Annotated in this window: 13 protein-coding genes; 3 read left to right on the top strand and 10 right to left on the bottom strand. The window is 65.3% G+C overall.

Annotated features, from left to right (window positions below; all coding sequences use genetic code 11):
• Position 1 precedes the first annotated feature (1 nt).
• From rpe to FXN65_RS02645, 7 genes are all read right to left on the bottom strand, one after another.
• Entirely contained in the window at positions 2-670 is a 669-nt protein-coding gene (rpe, locus tag FXN65_RS02675; RefSeq protein ID WP_151131541.1) for a ribulose-phosphate 3-epimerase, read from the bottom strand.
• A 140-nt stretch (positions 671-810) separates the two neighbouring features.
• A complete protein-coding gene (locus FXN65_RS02670; protein WP_151131540.1) occupies positions 811-1,638 on the bottom strand; it encodes an ABC transporter permease in 828 nt (275 codons plus the stop codon).
• A 111-nt stretch (positions 1,639-1,749) separates the two neighbouring features.
• On the bottom strand, positions 1,750-2,997 hold the full coding sequence (locus FXN65_RS02665) for an ABC transporter permease (protein ID WP_151131539.1): 1,248 nt from the start codon (positions 2,995-2,997) through the stop codon (positions 1,750-1,752).
• Positions 2,998-3,107: 110 nt separating this feature from the next.
• Positions 3,108-4,139, bottom strand: coding sequence for an ABC transporter substrate-binding protein (locus tag FXN65_RS02660; protein ID WP_151131538.1), 1,032 nt, complete (start codon positions 4,137-4,139; stop codon positions 3,108-3,110).
• A gap of 49 nt (positions 4,140-4,188) precedes the next feature.
• Positions 4,189-5,298 (bottom strand): ABC transporter ATP-binding protein, encoded by a 1,110-nt coding sequence (locus tag FXN65_RS02655; protein ID WP_151131537.1) that lies wholly within the window; start codon positions 5,296-5,298, stop codon positions 4,189-4,191.
• Positions 5,299-5,449: 151 nt separating this feature from the next.
• Positions 5,450-6,079 (bottom strand): response regulator, encoded by a 630-nt coding sequence (locus tag FXN65_RS02650; protein ID WP_151131536.1) that lies wholly within the window; start codon positions 6,077-6,079, stop codon positions 5,450-5,452.
• The gene (locus tag FXN65_RS02645) at positions 6,076-8,466 is read right to left on the bottom strand and encodes a PAS domain-containing sensor histidine kinase (RefSeq protein WP_151131535.1); all 2,391 of its coding nucleotides are present in this window, start codon (positions 8,464-8,466) and stop codon (positions 6,076-6,078) included. The genes FXN65_RS02650 and FXN65_RS02645 overlap by 4 nt, the downstream gene beginning before the upstream one ends.
• 135 nt (positions 8,467-8,601) lie before the next feature.
• Here FXN65_RS02645 and FXN65_RS02640 point away from each other — a divergent pair, with 135 nt between their 5' ends.
• Positions 8,602-9,633 (top strand): alpha/beta hydrolase family protein, encoded by a 1,032-nt coding sequence (locus FXN65_RS02640; protein ID WP_151131534.1) that lies wholly within the window; start codon positions 8,602-8,604, stop codon positions 9,631-9,633.
• Positions 9,634-9,668: 35 nt separating this feature from the next.
• On the opposite strand, the gene FXN65_RS02635 is transcribed toward FXN65_RS02640, so the two are convergent.
• From FXN65_RS02635 to FXN65_RS02625, 3 genes are read right to left on the bottom strand one after another with little or no spacing between them, the layout of a single operon-like run.
• On the bottom strand, positions 9,669-10,436 hold the full coding sequence (locus tag FXN65_RS02635) for a TerB family tellurite resistance protein (RefSeq protein WP_151131533.1): 768 nt from the start codon (positions 10,434-10,436) through the stop codon (positions 9,669-9,671).
• A 1-nt stretch (position 10,437) separates the two neighbouring features.
• Positions 10,438-11,109, bottom strand: a complete 672-nt coding sequence (gene murU / locus FXN65_RS02630; RefSeq protein WP_151131532.1) for an N-acetylmuramate alpha-1-phosphate uridylyltransferase MurU — start codon at positions 11,107-11,109, stop codon at positions 10,438-10,440.
• Positions 11,106-12,131 (bottom strand): aminoglycoside phosphotransferase family protein, encoded by a 1,026-nt coding sequence (locus FXN65_RS02625; protein WP_151138640.1) that lies wholly within the window; start codon positions 12,129-12,131, stop codon positions 11,106-11,108. The genes murU and FXN65_RS02625 overlap by 4 nt, the downstream gene beginning before the upstream one ends.
• A 125-nt stretch (positions 12,132-12,256) precedes the next feature.
• On the opposite strand from FXN65_RS02625, the gene FXN65_RS02620 reads away from it, so the two are divergent.
• Together FXN65_RS02620 and FXN65_RS02615 are read left to right on the top strand one after the other, a co-directional pair.
• Positions 12,257-15,052 carry an LPS-assembly protein LptD gene (locus tag FXN65_RS02620; RefSeq protein ID WP_151131531.1) on the top strand — a complete coding sequence of 932 codons (2,796 nt, stop codon included), beginning with the start codon at positions 12,257-12,259 and terminating at the stop codon, positions 15,050-15,052.
• Positions 15,033-16,325, top strand: coding sequence for a peptidylprolyl isomerase (locus tag FXN65_RS02615; RefSeq protein ID WP_151131530.1), 1,293 nt, complete (start codon positions 15,033-15,035; stop codon positions 16,323-16,325). Before FXN65_RS02620 ends, FXN65_RS02615 begins: the two co-directional genes overlap by 20 nt.
• Positions 16,326-16,341 lie beyond the last annotated feature (16 nt).

The raw sequence follows: 16,341 nt of genomic DNA, 5'->3' as shown, positions 1-16,341 counted from the left end.
ATCAGGCCTGGGCCAGTTCGGCGCGCATGGCGGCAATGACTTCGGCGTAGTCCGGGGCGTTGAAGATGGCCGAACCGGCGACGAAGGTGTCGGCACCCGCCGCAGCGATCTCACGGATGTTCTTCACGTTGACGCCGCCGTCGATCTCCAGGCGGATGTCGCGGCCGGAGGCGTCGATCAGGGCGCGGGCCTCGCGCAGCTTGTCGAGGGTGCCAGGGATGAACTTCTGCCCGCCGAAGCCGGGGTTCACGCTCATCAGCAGGATCATGTCGACCTTGTCCATCACGTACTTGAGCACATCCAGCGGGGTGGCCGGGTTGAACACCAGGCCGGCCTTGCAGCCACCGTCGCGGATCAGTTGCAGGGAGCGGTCGATGTGCTCGGACGCTTCCGGGTGGAAGGTGATGTAGGTGGCGCCCGCTTCGATGAAGTCGCCGATGATGCGGTCCACCGGCTTGACCATCAGGTGCGCGTCGATCGGCGCGGTGATGCCGTACTTGCGCAGCGCCGAGCAGACCATCGGGCCGATGGTCAGGTTGGGCACGTAGTGGTTGTCCATCACGTCGAAGTGAACGATGTCGGCGCCGGCGGCGAGGACGTTCTCCACTTCCTCGCCCAGGCGGGCGAAATCGGCGGAAAGGATCGACGGTGCGATGGCGAAGGGCTGCATGGCTGACCTCAGGGGGGGAATCACGGTGGCGCGAATTGTAGCCGGGATGGATGGCGCGCGGGGATTCGACCGATGACTGAGGCGGGAGGTAAAAGCACCTGCCCGCTACGGGGACGCGGGCAGGCGAAGGTTGGACAGGTTTATTCCGGCATGGAAGTGCGCATGCGCTCGCTACGGCCGCGCAGCCACTCCAGTACCAGCAGCAGGACGATGGAGAAGCCGATCAGCAAGGTTGCCGCGGCGGCGATGGTCGGGCTGAGGTTCTCGCGAATGCCGCTGAACATCTGCCGTGGCAGGGTGGCCTGCTCCGGTCCGGCGAGGAACAGCGTCACCACCACTTCGTCGAAGGAGGTGGCGAAGGCGAACAACGCCCCGGAAATCACCCCCGGCGCGATCAGCGGCAGGGTCACCTTGAAGAACGCGGTCAGCGGCGGCGCGCCCAGGCTGGCGGCGGCGCGCACCAGGTTGTAGTTGAAGCCCTGGAGGGTGGCCGACACCGTAATGATCACGAAGGGCACGCCCAGCACCGCGTGCACCAGGATCAGCGACAGGTAGCTGTTGCCCATGCCCAGCGGGGCGAAGAACAGGTAGCTGGCGACACCGATGATCACCACCGGCACCACCATCGGCGAAATCAGCAGGCTCATCACCAGCGCCTTGCCGCGAAACTCGCCACGGGTCAGGCCGATGGACGCCAGGGTGCCGAAGACCATGGCCAGCAAGGTGGCCGCGGGGGCGACGATCATGCTGTTGGTCAGCGAACGCATCCACTCCGCCGAGCTGAAGAAGTCGGCGTACCAGCGCAGGGAGAAGCCCTGCAGCGGATAGACCAGGAAGGTGCCGGAGTTGAACGACAGCGGCACGATCACCAGCACCGGCAGGATCAGGAACAGCAGCACCAGGCCGCAGAGGATGCGCAGGGTGTAGAACCACAGGCGCTCGACCGGGGACATGTAGGGACTCAGCATGAAGCTCTCTCCTCAGAATCTTTCTTGTTACCTCACCCTCACCCGGCCCTTCGGGCCACCCTCTCCCGCAAGCGGGAGAGGGGGATCGGGCGGCCTCCTTCGGAGGCTCTCTTAACCCAGTCGCAGGCGGCCGGCGCCGACCAGCCAGGTGTAAACCACATAGAGCAGCAGGGTGGCGAACAGCAGCATGCCGCCCAGGGCCGTGGCCATGCCCCAGTTAATGGTGGTGTTGGTGAAGAAGGCGACGAAGTAGCTGACCATCTGGTCGTTCGGGCTGCCCAGCAGCGCCGGGGTGATGTAGTAGCCGATGGACAGGATGAACACCAGCAGGCAGCCGGCGCCGACGCCGGCCACGGTCTGCGGGAAGTACACCCGCCAGAAGCTGGCGAACGGGTGGCAGCCGAGGGAAATCGCCGCACGCATGTAGCTGGGGGAGATGCCCTTCATCACGCTGTAGATCGGCAGGATCATGAACGGCAGCATGATGTGCACCATGGCGATGTAGACGCCGGTACGGTTGAACACCAGCTGCAACGGCTGGTCGATCAGGCCCAGCTTGATCAGCGCGCCGTTGATCAGGCCGCCGGACTGCAGCAACACGATCCAGGCGGCGACGCGCACCAGGATCGAGGTCCAGAACGGCAGCAGCACCAGGATCATCAGCAGGTTGCTCTGGCGCGTCGGCAGGTTGGCCAGCAGGTAGGCCAGCGGATAGGCCAGCAGCAGGCAGATGACGGTGATCACCGCGCCCATCCAGAAGGTGCGGGCGAAGATGTCGAGGTAGATGGCCTGGTCCGGCGTGGCCGGGGCCAGTTCGCCCAGGTCATCGATGCGATGGTCGAGGGAGGCCAGCAGGTAATAGGGGGTCAGGTGACTGGCATTGCGACGGATCGCCTGCCAGTAGGCCGGGTCGCCCCAGCGCTCGTCCAGGCTCTCCAGGGCGTCCTTGTAGGAAGCCGGCTCAGTCTTGAACGGCAGGGCGCGGGCGGTCTTGGCCATCAGGCTGCGGTAGCCGGCCAGTTCCATGTTCAGGCGCTTGGAAAGATCGCCGATGGTCTGGTTCTTGCGCGCTGCGGCCAGGTCTTCGGCCAGCGCCTTGTACACAGGCTCGGCGGGCAGCGCCTTGCCGTCCCAGCTGGAAATGGCGTCGACGGTGCGCGGCATGGAGCCGACCACTTCCGGGTTGTTCACGCTCTTGTAGAGCAGCGCGCCGATGGGCACCAGGAAGGTCAGCAGGAGGAAGATCAGCAGCGGCAGGATCAGCGCCTGGGACTTCAGGCGGTTCATCCGCTCGGCTCGGGCGAGGCGCTGCTTGAGGCTGGGGCCGGCGACCTCGTTCAGGGGCACTGCAGTGGCCATGGCGAACTCCGTTGGAACAGGATTGGACTTTCGGCCCGAAGGCCAGGGTGAGGCGATGGGGCCCTCACCCCCGGCCCCTCTCCCATGGGGAGAGGGGGGATGCGGCAGGCTTACTTGGCCGCCCAGGCGTTGAAGCGTTGTTCCAGCTGCTCGCCGTAGTCAGCCCAGAAGGTGACGTCCATGGCGACCTGGTCCTTGATGTTCTCCGGGGTGGTCGGCATGTCCTTCAGCAGGCCCTTGTCCAGCAGCGGCACGGCCTGGGTGTTGGCCGGGCCATAGGCGATGTTCTCGGAGTAGGTCTTCTGCTGCTCGGGCTTGACCGAGAAGGCAATGAATTCCTTGGCCTTGTCGACATCCTTGGCACCCTTCGGGATGGCCCAGGAGTCGAAGTCGTAGATGCCGCCGGTCCACACCACTTTCAGGTTGCTTTCCTTCTGCACGGCGGCGATACGGCCGTTGTAGGCCGAGCTCATGACCACGTCACCGGACGCGAGGAACTGCGGCGGTTGGGCGCCGGCTTCCCACCACTGGATGCTCGGCTTGATTTCGTCGAGCTTCTTGAAGGCGCGGTCCTGGCCTTCCTTGGTGGCCAGCACGCTGTAGACGTCCTTCGGTGCAACGCCGTCGGCCATCAGGGCGAACTCCAGGGTGTACTTGGCGCCCTTGCGCAAGCCGCGCTTGCCGGGGAATTTCTTCACATCCCAGAAATCAGCCCAGCTGGTGGGAGCGGACTTCAGCTTGTCGGCGTTGTAGGCCAGCACGGTGGACCATACGAAGAAGCCGACACCGCAGGGCTGGATGGCGCCGGGAACGAAGTCCTCGGTCTTGCCGAACTGGGCGGCGTCCAGCTCTTCGAACATGCCTTCGTCGCAACCACGGGCGAGCTCAGGCGACTCCACTTCCACCAGGTTCCAGGAAACGCTGTTGGTGTCGACCATGGCCTTCACCTTGGCCATTTCGCCGTTGTATTCGCCAGCGATGATCTTGTCGCCGGTGCTCTTCTGGTAGGGCTCGTAGAACGCCTTGACCTGCGCATTCTTGTTGGCACCGCCGAAGGACACCACGGTCAGGTCGGCAGCCATGGCCTGTGCGGCGCAGGCCAACCCGAGGGCGATGGCGGTGAGTTTCAGGGATTTCGACATTGTTGTTTTCTCCACAGTGCAGGGTTGCTAATGCGTTGGCGCCGCCGCGTCATTCCGCCAGAAGCGGGTCCAGTGCGCGGACGTGCTCCACTTGCCAGCCGAGCGGCACCACATCGCCTACCGCCAGTGCGGGGTCGAGCTCAGCAATAGGTTGCTTGACGAAAAAGTCGGGCTTGCCGCAGACCTCCATGCGGATACGCACGTGGTCGCCCAGGTAGATGAACTCGGCGACACGCCCGGAGAAGCGATTCACGCAGCTCTCGCTGTGGCCGTTCAGGCGCACGCGCTCGGGGCGGATCGACAGGGTCACCGGCTCGCCCGGCTGGCCGACGTTGATCGCCAGCGCCTCGACCTTCTCGCCACGGGCCAGGCGAACCACGCACTTGCCGCCCTCGCGGCTTTCCAACTGGCCGTTCAAGCGGTTGTTCTCGCCGATGAAGTTGGCCACGAAGGTGTTCTTCGGCAGCTCGTAGAGCTCTCGCGGCGGGGCGATCTGCTGGATCTCGCCCTGATGGAACACGGCCACGCGGTCGGACATGGTCAGGGCTTCACCCTGGTCGTGGGTCACGTAGACCACGGTCACGCCGAGGCGCTGGTGGATGTGCTTGATCTCCATCTGCATGTGTTCGCGCAGCTGCTTGTCCAACGCACCGAGGGGTTCGTCCATCAGCACCAGCTGGGGTTCGAACACCAGGGCACGGGCCAGGGCGACGCGCTGCTGCTGGCCGCCGGAAAGCTGTCCGGGGTAGCGGTTGCGGAAGCTGTCCAGCTGGACCATGGACAGCGCGCGCTTGACCCGCTCGCTGGCGTCGGTCTTGCTCATGCCGCGCACGGAAAGCGGGAAGGCGAGGTTCTCGGCCACCGTCATGTGCGGGAACAGCGCGTAGTTCTGGAACACCATGCCGATGTCGCGCTTGTGCGGAGGCACGTTGTTGATGGAGCGACCGGCCAGGAGGATTTCGCCGTTGGTGGGGGTCTCGAACCCGGCGAGCATCATCAGGCTGGTGGTCTTGCCGGAGCCGGACGGTCCGAGCAGGGTGAGGAATTCGCCTTTGCGAATGTCCAGGTTGAGGTCTTTGACGATCAGGGTCTCGCCGTCGTAGCTCTTCTGCACGCCGCGAAAGCTGACCAGGATGTCGTTGCCTTGTGTCTCGGCCATAACCGCACCTTTATTTTTGTGTCTGCCGTAGACCAAAGCCTAGAGAAGGCGGCAAAGCACGCAAATCGGGCGGTATGAGAGATTGCTATAAGGCTTAGAGAGGATTTTTTGTAGGGATTGCCCTACAAATCAGAGCGCGATTGTCGGACATTCACAAAAGCTTGTGCTCCACGGCGTACTTCACCAGGTCAGCCACCGAGTGCAATCCGAGTTTCTGCATCAGGCGCGCCTTGTGAGTGCTTACGGTCTTGCTGCTGACCGCCAGTTGCTGGGCGATTTCGTTCACTCCCTCGCCACGCACCAGGCGCTCGAATACCGAGAACTCACGCTCCGAAAGCAGGGTATGCGCCGGCCGGGCGTCGGTCAGTCCCACCTCGAAGACCATGCGGTCGGCCAGGTCCGGATCAATGTAACGACCGCCTGAGGCCACCTTGCGGATCGCGGTGAGCAGCAGGGCCGGGTCGCTGTCCTTGGTGGCATAGCCGGCGGCGCCGATCTTCAGCGCCCGCGCCGCCATCTGCGCCTCGTCGTGCATGGACAGCACCAGCACCGCCGGCGGGTTGCTCAGGGCGCGGATGCGCGGAATGGCTTCCAGGCCGTTCACCCCGGGCATGGAGATGTCCAGCAGGACCACTTCGCAGGGTGTCTGGCGCAGCGCATCCATCAGCTGCTCGCCGTTGCCGGCCTCCCCCGCCACGCATAGGTCCTTGGCCAGCCCGATGAGCTGCTTGATGCCCTCGCGGACGATGGTGTGGTCTTCGGCCACCAGTACTCGGATCACGCCACTTTCTCCTTATCCAACGCCACGCGCACGCAGAGGGTGGTGCCCTCGCCCGGCTGGCTCTCGATCTGCAGACTGCCGCCCAGCATCAGCACGCGCTCGCGCATGCCCACCAGGCCGAATGATCCGCCGCCCTTGGCGCCGGTATCGAAACCACGGCCATCGTCGCTGATGCGCAGGCAGATCATGTCGTCCTCCTCGCTGAGGCGAACCGCGACAGTATGCGCCTCGGCATGGCGCATGACGTTGGTCAGCGCTTCCTGCAGCACGCGGAACAGGCCCACCGCCTTGGCATCGGACAACTGCGGCAGCTGTTCGGGCACTTCCACCAGGCAGGGAATCTGTGTGCGGGCCTCGAAGCGCCGTGCCTGCCATTCGATGGCCGAGGCGATACCGGCGTCGAGGATCGGCGGCCGCAATGCCGTCGCCACATCGCGCACCAGCTGGAACAGCTGGGCGATCAGCCGCTTCATGCTGTCCAGTCGCTCCTTGAGCCCGGCGTCAAGTCCGGCGTAGGCCAGTTCGCACATGGAGGTCTCCAGCTTGAGCACCGTGAGCACCTGGCCCAGTTCGTCATGGACCTCCCGGGCGATACGCGCCTTCTCTTCCTCGCGCACGCTTTCCAGGTGCGCCGACAGCTCGCGCAACTGGGCACGGGAAGCCCCCAGTTCCAGTTCGATCTGCTTGTTGCTGGTGATGTCCCAGACCACGCCGTCCCAGACCGCGCGGCCATCATCGAACACCCGTGCACTGGCCTTGATATCGGCCCAGCGCAGCGCACCGTCGCGGGTGAGGATGCGCCCCTGCCAGTGCCAGTCGCGATCGGCGTCCAGCGCCCGCATCTGGCTCTCCCAATAGCCATCTCGGTCGTCGGGATGGACCAGGCCGCGAATGCCACGCCCGGTGTCCAGCAACTCGCTGGCGCTGTAGCCCACCAGCCCCTCGCTGCCTTCACCGATGAAGGCGAAATCGGAGGGCGCGCCGGCCTTCGGCCGCTCCAGGCGGAACACCAGGCCGGGCACGTTGGACGCGATGCCCTTCAGGCGCGCCTCGCTCTCTTCGAGGGCCTCGCGGGCGCGGCGGCGCTCGGTGGCGTCGGAAAGGAACACCACCAGGTATTCCGAGGAGCCGAAGCGCAGGAAGCTCAGCGACACATCCGCCGGCAGCCAGCTTCCATCGGGGCGCAGGCAGCGTGTCTCGGAGCTCAGCGGCCCCTCGTCGCTGTTGCGCGCACGGCGCCAGAGATCGAGCCAGCGATCCATGTTCAGTTCGGGCTGGAAGTCGGCCAGTGGGCGATCCGCCAGGCTACCCGGCGCATAGCCGAGCATCTGTTCGGCGGCACGGTTGGCGTAGCGCACATGGCTGTCCCAATTCACCCAGAGGATGCCCAGGGTGCTGTGATCGATGGAGAACTGGGTGAGGCGCAAGGCTTCTTCGGCCGCTTCGCGCAATTGCAGGGCATGGCGGGCATCCAGCAATTGCCGCTCCAGCCGACGCCGCTGCCGACGCAGCCAGGCGATGATGGCCGCAGCGGTCAGCAGCAATACACCCAGCAGCAGGCTGAGGTTCTGCCAGAAGCCCGCGGACTCGCCCAGGCGCGGATACTTGGGCTGCAGCCAGCGCTCGTGGAGCTGATCGAGATCCTTGGCCGGCAGGCTGCGCAGGGCAATGTCGATGATCGCCGCCAGCTCCGGCCAGTCCCTGCGCGAGGCGACCCGCAGCAGCTGCGGAAAACCGATATCCCCCACCACCGCCAGCCCGGCGAACTCCTGCTCGCGGGACAGGCGACTGAGTTGGGCCTCATCCAGCACGGCATAGCGCACCTGCTCGGCGAGCAATGCCTGCAGCGCCTGCCGCTCGCTGGCCATCGGCTTGAGATCGAGGTTGGAATAGGTGGCGCGCAGGTAATCGGCTACGGCGCTCGGCTGGCGCAGGGCCACGGGCGAGGTGGCATCGAGCTGCTCCAGGTCCACCGCCGCACTGCCCTCCCGCTCGCCCACCAGCAACTGGGAAACCCGCAGGTAGGGATCGGAGAACAACCACAGACGCAGGCCGGCAGGCGTCTGGCCAAGGCCCGGGGCCAGGTCGATCTGCCCGCTGCGCATGGCCTGCTCCAGCTCGACCTGACTGTCGTAGGTGCGCCAGACCAGCTCCACGCCCAAGTCCCTGGCCAGCCAGCCCATCAGCTCGACGTTGGCGCCCGACAGTTGCTGCAGTCGACGATCCAGCTGGACATAGGGCGCCTGGAGCGCGGCGCCGACACGCAGTTGGGGGTGATTCTCGAGCCATTGCCGCTGACTTTCGTCCAGGGGCAGATGGCTTGGCGCGGCCGGTGCGGGCATCGCCAGGCAGCAGGCGAACAACAGGGACAGGAGCGCACGGATCATGAATGGCCAACCGCAACCAGGAGAAACAGCCGACATACCTTACTCCAGCTGTGGCGAACCATGCGAAGGCTCGGCCTGACAAATGCGAGACGAGCCATTAGGCTCCTGCTTCCCAGCTTGACCAGGAAGTCCCCGATGCCTCGTGCCATTCGCCCTGCCCTCGCGGCCCTTTGCCTCGCCCTGCTGCCCGCCTCCCCCGTGCTGCAGGCGGAAGAAGACGCCGCCGCGCCGAAGGAAACCGCACCGGCGGTAGAGCGGGCACCCCTGGAAGAACGCAGCCAGGAGGAGGCCAGCAACCTGGCGCGCCAGCTCCCCGCGCGGGAGCAACAGCAGCTCAAGGCCGGCGAGGAGAGTTTCCTCGTGCTCTGGCAGCCCGCGAATGTCAGTGAGCCCAGCGGGCTGGTGATTCTCCTCCCCGGCGAAGGCGAGAGCGCCGACTGGCCCGAGGCCATCGGGCCACTGCGGCGCAAACTGCCGGACTCCGGCTGGAGCACCCTCTCCGTGACCCTGCCGGACCCCAGCGGCGACCCGCCGCCGCCCCGCCCGCTGAAGACCGGGGAGCCGTCCAAGGCGGAGCCGGCGGTAAGTCCGGAAAAGGCCGAGGAGGAAGGCCCTGCCAATACCGAGCAGGCCGGTAGCGCCGAACCCGATACCGATCCGGCACCTCCGCCGCTGTCCCGCGATGCCATCCAGAAGACCCAGACCGAGCGCGTGTTCGCCCGTATCGACGCGGCACTGGCCTTCGCCCGCCAGCAGAATCCCGGGGCGATCGTGCTGTTGGGGCATGGCACCGGCGCCTACTGGGCAACGCAGTACCTCACCGCCAGTGAACCGAAGGATGTGCGCAACCTCCTGCTGGTGGCCGCGGAATTGCCCACTGGCTACGAGCCCGCGCTGGAAGATTCATTGCCCGCACTGAAACTGGCCACCGGCGACTTCTATTACAAAGACCAGCCCACCGACCGCGATGCCGCCCTGCGTCGCCTGCACGCGAGCAAGCGGCAGAAGCACCCGGCCTATATCCAGATCGCCATGAAAGGTCTACCGGCCGATCGGCGCACCGAACAGGAGCAGCTCATCCGGCGCATTCGCGGCTGGCTGAGCCTGCATCTGGAAGCGGACGCCAGCAAGGCGCCATCAAAGGCCGCTTCAGGCCCCTCGATCTAGGCAGGTAACCGGCGCAGCGCCTCCCGGAGCCCCCTTCAGCGGAAACCGTGACGCTCGCGGATCAGGTTGTAGGCGCTGTGCAGTTCGCGGGTGCGGTCGGTAGCGGCACGCACCAGCGCGGGACTTGCGCCCGAGCCGGCAAGCTTGTCCGGGTGGTTCTGGCTGAGCAGGCGGCGGTAGGCACGCTTGATCACCGCTGGTTCGCAGTCGGCGGTCACCCCCAGCAGGATCAGGGCTTCCTTGTAGCTGTTACCAGGCTTGGGTGGCAGGCCATGGGGGATGTCGTAACCCGCCCCCAGCGCCTCGATCCGGGATGTCGGAAGGCCGAGCCAATGCCCCCATTGCAGGATGAGCTCGCGCTCGTGTTGACCGATCCGGCCATCGGCAGCCGCCATCTGCCAACAACTGCGCAGCAGGCGTTCCACAGTCAGTCGCTCGTCCTTCAACACGCGCAGGCTGGGCTGCAGATTGTCGCTGCCGGCCTTGCCTCGGTTGAAAGCCGCAATGGCCCGACGGGTAGCGGCGGCGTCCAGGCCGACCCGTTTCATTTCCAAGCGCGCCTGCTGGATGTGGGCGTCCTGCACCCGCCCATCGCTCTTGGCCAGACGGCCGAGCAGGACGAACAGCAGATCCTGCTCTTCGATGGCCGGATCGCCCCGCAGGCGCGCACGCAGGTCGCCCCAGGACTCCAGTTTCAGGCGCCGGTCGAATACCTGGCCCAGCAGCGCACCCAGCATCGCACCCGGGATGCTCGCCAGGGCGAAACCGGCCGCGGCGCCTATCAGAGTGGCAGGCCAGACCAACTCAGGCCTCCGCCGTCAGCAGGCGTTCGACTTCCGCCAGGCGCTCGTGGGTGCCGACATCCACCCAGCGCCCCATGAAGCGCTCCCCGCTCACCTGGCCGGCAGCCATGGCCTGGCGCAGCAGCGGCGCCAGCTTGAAGGCACCGGGTCGGCAGTCGGCGAACAGGCGCGGATGGAGCACGGCGATGCCGCTGTAGGTGAGACTGGGCTCCCCTTGCACCGCATCGCTCACCCGGTCGCCGTCCAGGCGGAAGTCGCCATGCGGATGGTGAGCAGGGTTGTCCACCAGCACCAGGTGGGCCAGGCCGTCCAACGGTTGACGCAGGTGGCGGAAGTCGAAGTCGGTCCAGACATCGCCATTCACCACCAGGAAGGGGTCATCTCCCAGCAGCGGCAGCGCACGGTAGATGCCGCCGCCGGTTTCCAGGGGCTCACCCTCGGCGGAATAGCGGATGGACAGGCCAAAGCGTGCGCCATCGCCCAGGTAATCCTCGATCTGCTGGCCGAGCCAGGCATGGTTGATCACCAGCTCGCGAAAACCGGCGTCCGCCAGCGCCCGCAAATGGAACTCGATGAGCGGGGTGTCGGCAACGCGCACCAGCGGTTTCGGGGTATGCAGGGTCAGGGGGCGCATGCGCTCGCCCTTGCCCGCGGCAAGGATCATGGCCTTCATTGGGCGACGGCCTCGTCCCGGGGCAGGCTGGCGAGCAGCTCACCCAGTTCGGCCAGTTCCGGACGACGCTCGATCACTGCCTTTATATAGGTGAAGAAGCGCGGCACATCGCCCAGGTACTTGGGCTTGCCGTCGCGATGGCAGATGCGCGCGAAGATGCCGATGACCTTGAGGTGGCGCTGCACGCCCATCAGGTCGCTGGCACGGCGGAACTCGGCGAAGTCGGCATGGACCGGAATCCCCGCCGCGCGGGCCTGGGTCCAGTAGCGTTCCAGCCAAGCGGCGACGCGCTCCTCGGGCCAGCTGAGGAAGGCATCCTTGAACAGGCAGGTGACGTCGTAGGTGACCGGGCCGTAGACGGCATCCTGGAAGTCCAGCACGCCCGGGTTCGGGGCGCTCAGCATCAGGTTGCGCGGCATGTAGTCGCGATGCACCAGCACCTGCGGCTGAGCCAGGGCGCTGTCGATCAGCAGGTCGGAAGTGCGTTGCCAGGCCGCCAGGCGCTCGCCTTCCAGCTCGACCCCGAGGTGACGTTGCAGGTACCACTCGGGGAACAGCTGCAGTTCTCGACGCAGCAGGGCATCGTCGTAGCTGGGCATGGGGACGTCGAGGCTGCTCTTCTGGAACGTCAGCAGTGCCTGCAGGGCGTCATCGAACAGAGCGTCGGCGTTATCGGCATTGATGACGTCAAGGTAGGTCTGGCGCCCCAGATCATCGAGGATCAGGAAGCCCTGCTCGACATCGGCAGCCAGGATGCGCGGCACATGCACACCCGCTTCGGCGAGCATGCCGGCCACCTTGACGAAGGGGCGGCAGTCTTCACGCGGCGGCGGCGCGTCCATCAGGATCAGGGTGCGGCCGTCGGCCTCCCAGCGGAAGTAACGGCGAAAGCTGGCGTCGCTGCTGGCCGGAACCAGCGTGGCGGCGGGCACGGGGCCCCAGCCTTCGGCAGCGAACAGGGTGGGCAACTGCTGGTCCAGCCATTGGCTCAGCTGCTGAAGGCGCAGGTCTTCGTGGTGCATCGGGTGGTCTCCGGCGGCGCTAGCCGTTGTGCGGGTCATGCTTTATTATCCAGCATCTTTTTCAGCCCATCGAGAGGCGTGCGGCCCAGCGGGCCGATGGCGCGCAGGAAGCCCGGACTAATAAGATGGCAGTAAGATCCCCCGCGTTTCGTAGAAAGTTCCCCCTGCTGGTGACCGGTAGCCTGCTGGCCCTCCAGCCAGTAGCCACCTCGTTCGTCGTCGCCGCAGAGCAGTTCGATTGCAAGGCTTCCACTGCTGGCGGCTGGGCTTGTTCGCCCAAGGCCAGCGCCGAGAGCCTGCCGCCACGCCCGGTGCACAGCGACAGCGCCGTGAGCTCGACCATTGGCGTCGCGCCCCAGGCCACCGAAGGCGGTGAGGCCGAGGGCGGCAAGCCGACCCTGGTCACCGAGGCCGAAGGCAAGGGCCTGGCATCCCGCAGTGCCGACTACAGTCACCTCGACTGGGTGCCGCGCGACAAGCTCACCGCCGCGCAATTGGCCGAAGCTGGCCCCTATTGCGCCGGTGCCTATGTCGAGCCGCCGCGCCCGGGCATCGACGACGACACCGCGCCGGAAGATGCGCCGACCTACATCTCCGCCAAGGCCTCGCGCTACGAGCAGGAGAAGCAGATCGCCACCCTCGCCGGTGACGTCGTCCTGCGCCAGGGCAGCATGCAGGTGGAGGCCGACGAAGCCAACCTGCACCAGGCAGAGAACCGTGGCGAGCTGGTCGGCAACGTCAAGCTGCGTGACAAGGGCGCCCTGGTGGTCGGTGATCACGCCGACCTGCAACTGGACAACGGCGAAGCCAAGATCGACAACGCCGAGTACGTCCTGCATCAGTCGCATACCCGTGGCAGCGCGCTGTACGCCAAGCGCCAGGAAGATGCAGTCATCCGTCTGAAAGACGGTACCTACACCCGTTGTGAACCGGGTGACAACGCCTGGCACCTGAAAGGCAACAACATCAAGCTGAACCCGGCCACCGGTTTCGGCACCGCGACCAACGTCACCCTGCGGGTCAAGGACATTCCGGTGTTCTATACCCCGTACATCTATTTCCCGATCGACGACCGTCGCCAGTCCGGCTTCCTGCCGCCGACCATCGGCAGCAGCAGCGATACCGGCTTCCTGTTGGTCACCCCGTACTACTTCAACCTGGCGCCGAACTACGACGCCACCCTGTACCCGCGCTACATGGCCAAGCGCGGCCTGCTGATGGAAGGCGAGTTCCGCTACCTGACCCGCAGCAGCGAAGGCCAGCTTGGCGCCGCCTACCTCGACGACAAGGAAGACGAGCGCAAGCTCATGTCCGAGTACGAGAAGAAGCGCTGGCTGTACAACTGGAAACACACCGGCGGCCTGGACTCCCGCCTGCTGGCCGAAGTCGACTACACCGACATCAGCGACCCGTACTACTTCGACGACCTGGACACCGACCTGGGTGTGGACACCCCCACCTACGTCAACCAGCGCGGCACCCTCACCTATCGCGGCGATACCTACACCGCGAAGCTGAATGCCCATGCGTATGAGCTGGCGACCATTTCCGACGTCACGCCCTATGACCGCCTGCCGCAGATCACCCTGAACGGGGCACTGCCCTTCCAGCCTGGCGGCCTGAACTTCGCCTACAACACCGAGTTCGTCCGTTTCGACCGCAACCTGCGCGACGGCCTGTTCACTGATATCGACGGCAACACTACGCCGTGGCTCGACGAAAATACCACGGGGCTCGCGCGCGCCAATGGCGATCGGACCCATCTTGAGCCGAGCGTCAGCCTGCCGATGAACTGGACGTGGGGTTTCCTCAAGCCGCAGGTCAAGTACGCATACACGCAATATGATCTGAGCCTGGATGGCACAGGCAAGAGCGATCTGGCACGGGCCAATCAAAGCTTCGATGGCAATCCGGATCGCCAGCTGCCCATCTACAGCGTTGACAGTGGCCTGTATTTCGATCGCAAGACCCAGTTCTTTGGCAAGAACTACACACAGACCCTGGAACCTCGGCTGTTCTACCTCTACGTGCCGGAAGAAGACCAGACCGATATCCCGGTATTCGATACCAGCGAGCCCAGCTTCAACTACGCATCGCTGTGGCGCGACAACCGCTTCTCCGGCCGCGATCGCATCGGCGACGCCAATCAGGTCTCTCTGGGCGTGACCAATCGCTGGATCGAGTCCAATGGCTTCGAGCGCCAGCGCTTCAGCATCGGCCAGGCCTTCTACTTCCAGGATCGGAAGGTACAACTGCCAGGTATCGACGCCGACACCCGTGCCGACGCTCAGGCCTCTGTTTCGCCCTACGCACTGGAATACCTGTACCGTTTCAACCGCGACTGGCGCGTAACCTCGGACTTCAACTGGGACCCGGATTCCCATCGCACCCGCTCCGGCAGCGCGATGTTCCACTACCAGCCTGAAGACAACCCGAACAAGGTGATCAATGCCGGTTACCGCTACCGCAATGACACCATCCGGTACGACCAGACGACCGGCCAATGGACGTTCAGCCCCGACTACGGCACGCCCACGTTGGCGAATGGCCAACCCAACCCCAACTTCATCAAGGACTACTACAAGATCAGCCAGCACGACTTCTCGGTCATCTGGCCGATCGTCCCGCAATGGAGCGCCCTGGCCCGCTGGCAGTATGACTACAGCCAAAACCGTACCCTGGAAGCCTTCGGCGGCTTCGAGTACGACAGCTGCTGCTGGAAGCTGCGCCTGATCAACCGCTACTGGGTGGACTACGACGAGTTCGACCAAACCCCCGACTCGACCAACGAAAGCGGCGACCGCGGGATCTTCCTGCAAATCGTCCTGAAGGGCCTCGGCGGCATCGTGGGCAACAAGGCCGAAGGCTTCCTGGAAAAAGGCATTCAAGGTTACCGTGAACGTGAAGACCAAGCTCTCTGATCGTCTGCGCCCGCTGCTGTTGGGCGCCCTCCTCCTCGGCGGCCTCGCGCACGCCGAGGTTCGCTCCATCGACCGCGTGGTCGCCATTGTCGACAACGATGTGATCATGCAGAGCCAGCTGGACCAGCGCCTGCGTGAAGTGCAGCAGACCATCGCCAAGCGCGGCGCCTCGCTGCCGCCCGAGCATGTGCTGAGCCAGCAGGTGCTGGAACGCCTGATCATCGAGAATATCCAGCTGCAGATCGGCGACCGCTCCGGCATCCGTATCGCCGACGAAGAACTGAACCAGGCCATCGAAGCCATCGCCCAGCGCAATGGCATGACGGTCGACCAGTTCCGCAGCGCCCTTGCCCGTGACGGCCTGTCCTATGACGACGCCCGCGACCAGGTTCGCCGCGAGATGGTGATCAGCCGTGTCCGTCAGCGCCGCGTGGCAGAGCGCATCCAGGTCACCGACCAGGAAGTGCAGAACTTCCTCGCTTCCGACATGGGCAAGATCCAGCTGTCCGAGGAATTCCGCCTGGCCAACATCCTGATCCCGGTACCAGAAGGCTCTTCGCCGAGCACCATCCAGGCTGCCGAGCGCCAGGCCCAGGAGCTGTACCAGCAGCTCCAGCAAGGCGCCGACTTCGCCCAGCTGGCGATTTCCCGCTCCGCTGGCGAAACCGCGCTGGAGGGCGGCGAGATCGGCTGGCGCAAGGCCGCCCAGCTGCCGCCCCCCTTCGACGCCATGATCGGCGCCCTGCAGCCTGGCCAGGTGACCGAACCGGTCCGTACCCCGGGCGGTTTCATCATCCTCAAGCTGATGGACAAGCGCGGTGGCGACACCCTGGTTCGCGACGAAGTGCATGTCCGCCACATCCTGCTCAAGCCCAGCGAAATTCGCAGCGAAGCGGAGACCAAGCGTCTGGCCGAGCGGCTGTACGAACGCATTCAGTCCGGTGAAGACTTCGGCGAGCTGGCCAAGAGCTTCTCCGAGGACCCGGGTTCGGCCCTCAACGGCGGCGACCTGGACTGGATCGACCCCAACGCCCTGGTTCCGGAGTTCCGCGCGGTCATGGCCAAGACCCCTGCCGGCGAGCTTTCCACGCCGTTCAAGAGCCCCTACGGCTGGCACGTCCTGGAAGTGCTGGGCCGCCGCGCTACCGACAGCAGCGAGAAGTTCCGCGAGCAGCAGGCCATCAACATCCTGCGCAACCGCAAGTACGACGAGGAACTGCAGGCCTGGCTGCGCCAGATCCGCGACGAAGCCTACGTCGAAACCAAGCTGTAAGTCGCTGGGTCCTGTC

It is taken from the genome of Pseudomonas lalkuanensis (assembly GCF_008807375.1).
GTDB classification, from domain to species: domain Bacteria; phylum Pseudomonadota; class Gammaproteobacteria; order Pseudomonadales; family Pseudomonadaceae; genus Metapseudomonas; species Metapseudomonas lalkuanensis.
Note: the sequence above shows the minus strand (reverse complement) of the source record. Positions and strands in the feature narration are given on the sequence as shown.